Below are 1,145 nucleotides of genomic sequence, written 5' to 3'. Positions count from 1 at the left end.
TGGCATTTGGCTTGTTTAGCGTTGACAGGTCGAATTGATATCCTGAAATCTTATAAAAATTTTTTAGAAGCTGGTACGATTTCTGAACATTTGGATGATGATGAAGTAGAAAAATATGTTAACCATGCCGTTGAATTTGCTGAAGAACATCTGAAAATCCTTAATGAGCGAGAAGCAGCAGAAGCACATCTTGGTCCGAAAGCTTTGATTACTTTCAATAAGGTTGCTGAGCAATTAAAAGAAATGGGTTGGACAGTTTATCGTGATAAAAACTATGATCGTAATACCTATTTTATCAGTAAAGACCGTATCATCAATATAATGTACAGTCTTCAAAGTGATGAAGAAGAGCCAATTGTTGCATTTAAGGCTTCCCTTTCAACACTTGGCTTTTCCACTGCTCATAGAGAGATTTTCTATAATATGCCTCAATATATAGCCCTCAAAGAAGCAGAAGAAGTTTATACAGTTTCTAGTACTGAATTGGATAGAGGCAAGCTAAAGGAGATTTGTACAGATATACTTGAATGGGCAGATCGGCAAAATGTCAATCAAATCATTTATGATTATGCGGCTTTTTCCCCAGACAGTGAACTTGATCTTGTAGCGCGTCACCTTATTGCGCTTGTTTTGATTGGGGATATTGAAAAGCTCAAATCTTACAAGGAGAATTTTAGAAAAGGAAATCCTTTAGGTTTTGTGGAAGAAATCTCAAAATATAGAATTGATAATCTCCTCACTCTTGCACGGGGTTATCGAGCAGGTTTTCCTAAAAATGCTCCGATTTTAAGCTTGGATCCGCAAACAGCATCTGTTGCTTCCAAAACTATTGCTGTTGAGGCGACAGAGGAAGCGGATGAAGTGGATGACACTGATGATCATCTCACCATGGAAAGTGCTCATGCACTTTTAAAAAGCTTAGGCTGGTCAACCGAGAAAATCAATGAGAATGACCATATGGCAAGCTATCAATTGGCTGATCGTGAAGTAGATATTCTTTATAACGACGAAATTGCCAAAGACTACCCGCAATTTGATAGCGCCTTTTTGATTAGCACGGGCATTCTTTCCACCGCTTGTAAATTCATTGATCCTACCCACACGGAAGATATTCCAGATATACAGCTTAATTTTGAAGCCAAGGG

At 38.2% G+C, this 1,145-nt stretch carries 1 protein-coding gene; it reads left to right on the top strand.

Going from position 1 to position 1,145, the window contains the following annotated elements; genetic code table 11:
• On the top strand, positions 1-1,145 hold a 1,145-nt coding region (locus ACFIJL_RS09495), incomplete at both ends, for a DUF6990 domain-containing protein (RefSeq protein ID WP_375624465.1).

Origin of the sequence: Bartonella sp. TT119HLJHH, from assembly GCF_042193385.1 — a bacterium.
Lineage (GTDB): Bacteria > Pseudomonadota > Alphaproteobacteria > Rhizobiales > Rhizobiaceae > Bartonella.
Note: the sequence above shows the minus strand (reverse complement) of the source record. Positions and strands in the feature narration are given on the sequence as shown.